General features: G+C 57.5%; 3 protein-coding genes and 1 pseudogene. 1 reads left to right on the top strand and 3 read right to left on the bottom strand.

All coding sequences use genetic code 11. From position 1 onward, the window contains the following. The coding region (locus tag ACTG4J_RS15200) for an alpha-ketoglutarate-dependent dioxygenase AlkB (protein WP_439140576.1) at positions 1-395 on the top strand (395 nt) is incomplete at its 5' end. Between the two features lie 424 nt (positions 396-819). Here the strand turns inward: ACTG4J_RS15200 and ACTG4J_RS15195 are convergent. From ACTG4J_RS15195 to ACTG4J_RS15185, 3 genes and pseudogenes are all read right to left on the bottom strand, one after another. Then, positions 820-918 (bottom strand): annotated as a pseudogene (locus ACTG4J_RS15195) (IS5/IS1182 family transposase); the annotation flags it as partial. 67 nt (positions 919-985) lie between these two features. Then, positions 986-2,008: a dioxygenase gene (locus tag ACTG4J_RS15190; protein WP_439140575.1), complete on the bottom strand. Its 1,023-nt coding sequence runs from the start codon at positions 2,006-2,008 to the stop codon at positions 986-988. A gap of 169 nt (positions 2,009-2,177) precedes the next feature. Further along, positions 2,178-2,521 (bottom strand): FAD-dependent monooxygenase (locus ACTG4J_RS15185; protein ID WP_439140574.1); only part of this gene is annotated, 344 nt, incomplete at its 5' end.

Here is a 2,521-nt window from a genome sequence, read left to right as displayed (position 1 = left end):
ATTATCTTGGGCCATTACCTGAATTTTTCCAGCAGTTGACGGAGCGACTGACCTCTGAAGGTCACTTCCAAGCCGTCCCAGACCAGGTCATCATCAACGAATATCAGTCTGGACAGGGCATCTCTGCCCATGTCGACTGCCAACCCTGCTTTGGAGAGACCATCGCCTCCCTGAGCTTGCTCTCGGCATGCGTTATGCGGTTTGCCTCGCAGAAGTCTTCTCGGCACATGGATCTTCTGCTTCAGCCCGACAGCCTTTTGGTTATGGCAGGTGAAGCCCGCCATGACTGGACCCATGCGATACCAGCCAGAAAGACGGATCTTGTCGAGGGCCGAAAGTCCCAACGAACGCGGCGCATTTCGCTGACATTTCGGCAAATGAAATTCGAGAATTGAGTTTCGCCGTTTCGAACACGACGAACCGCAGAGAACACGACGCCGCACGACATTGCGCGATCGAAACATGAACATGTGCTGCTCACGACGCCTCGCAACTTATTGAAATCTCACCGCAATCGCTACCATCCATCATGGGGGCAACCGATAGTCTCGCTGCCTTGGTGGCTGCGTTGTTGGGCATTGAGCGATCTCCCACGCACCGCGATCCGATTTTCGGGGCCATGTTGCACACATACTGCACACAAATTGCGGCAGTCTACCCCCCAAGGCTGACGGCAGGCAAACGGCGGTGTTCGGGTGGGTCGCCGAAGCAGAGCTTACATGTCGGTCGCAAATACAAGAGCCGCCAGCATCGATCGTGGCCGGTTGCGACCCGTCGCCAGTCTTTCAGACGCCCGAACATGATCTTGATCTTGTCGGGCACCGGCCGAACATCCACGCGTGGCTTGCCATGCCACTTGGGAAAGAAGGATTATGGCCGTGCCATCTGGGCTTCCGTCAGCAAGAAAAGATTGCTTATCGGTCAGTCTTCTTACGATCGGCTTTCCCAGATACGCCATGGGCAAACCCGGATCTGGGCACTATCGTCACGCACCATCACTTTCCATCAGGACAAAATCGAATTTCGAGGACCAGATTTCAGGCCCCCCTTCGGATTTCTCGTATGGCGCGACCAATGTATTCTTGACGCCAAAGACGGCGTCCGACCCGAGATAGGCATCATCACCAACAAAGGTATGCGTCACCAGTTTCTCATAGCCCGGTGCCGTGACGATGAAATGGATATGGGCTGGTCGATAGGGATGGCGGCCAAGTGCGGCGAGCATATGACCGACCGGCCCATCATTCGGGATCGGATAGCTGACAGGCTTTATGCCAACGAAGCAATAGGCGCCATCCGCACCCGTTTCGAACCTTCCGCGGTTGTTCCATTTTGGCTGGATGTCGGGTTGTTGAACGTCATAGAAGCCGTCGGCATTGTCGGACCAAACGTCGATCACCGCTCCGGCGATCGGGGCGCTTTTCAGATCCAGCACCCGACCCTCAAAACGGCAACTTTCGCCCTTTCCATCAAGCGCTATGGTGTCACCCATGTTGCGGATCGGCGCATCGACAAGGTGAAACGGTCCCAAGACCGTGTTTTCGGTCGCACCGGCCGGGCGTCTGCTATTGATCGCGTCCGTCAACATGGAGACGCCAAGCACGTCGGACAGCAAGATGAACTCCTGACGCTCCGCGCTACACATCTGGCCTGTCTGGGTCAGAAACTTGATCGCCAATTCCCACTCCTCTTGGGTCAGTTCGATCTCCTTGACCAAGTCATGGAGATGGCTGACGACCGCCATCATGATGGTTTTCAGGCGCGGGCTGACATTCGCCCCCATCCGCGCATTGACTGCATCGATCGAGCCCTCTTCGGAAAAATACTCAGTCATATGGTCCCCCCAACAGTCGCACTCCGCGCCGAGCAGAGGCGCCAAGAGTGCACGAATAGCGTCTTTGTTGAAAACAGTCGCATGCGGCAGGGTGATTGCATGCGTTTGCGCTTGGGGCAGGCCAAATATCCGGCCAAGAAAATGGCAAAGCTTGTGAGGCAACGCCGTTCCCACTTGGCCAAGCACCCCCCGCGCGCACCTGCTGTGGCGTTGTCACAACCAGCGCCCGTGATCCGCCAAGCTCTGCCATCTCACGCGAAACACCCCGTCGCCCCCCGATCTCGAACCGGACGCGGGACGCTGCTTTTCTTGCGCCATATGCCGCGTAGAAGACCGGCATGGCTCAGGCTTTGTTCTTTTGAAAGCCGGCCACATTGCGGTAGGAGGCGGCAACCTGTTCAAGCTCTTCTCGCGTGATGAGGTGCTCGATCCTGTCGTCCGGGCCCTTGACCCGCGCGGCCGCAATATCCAACACCTTCTCAGGCCCACCTTCACGATTGCTCAGGACAACTTTGGTCGCGATCGGGCGACGGATGTCTTCGTAGGCTTGTAGCCCTTGCGGGGTTGGATCTTGGGCCAGACATGTCGCCAAGACCCGCGCATCCTGGATCGCCTGGCTGGCACCGTTCGCGCCGATCGGGTACATCGGATGCGCCGCGTCCCCAAGCAAGGCAACAGCCCCATCCG

Origin of the sequence: Roseicyclus sp. (assembly GCF_965662675.1) — a bacterium.
Lineage (GTDB): Bacteria > Pseudomonadota > Alphaproteobacteria > Rhodobacterales > Rhodobacteraceae > Roseicyclus.
The sequence above is the reverse complement of the archived record's forward strand: the minus strand, read 5'-3'. Positions and strand labels throughout refer to the sequence as shown.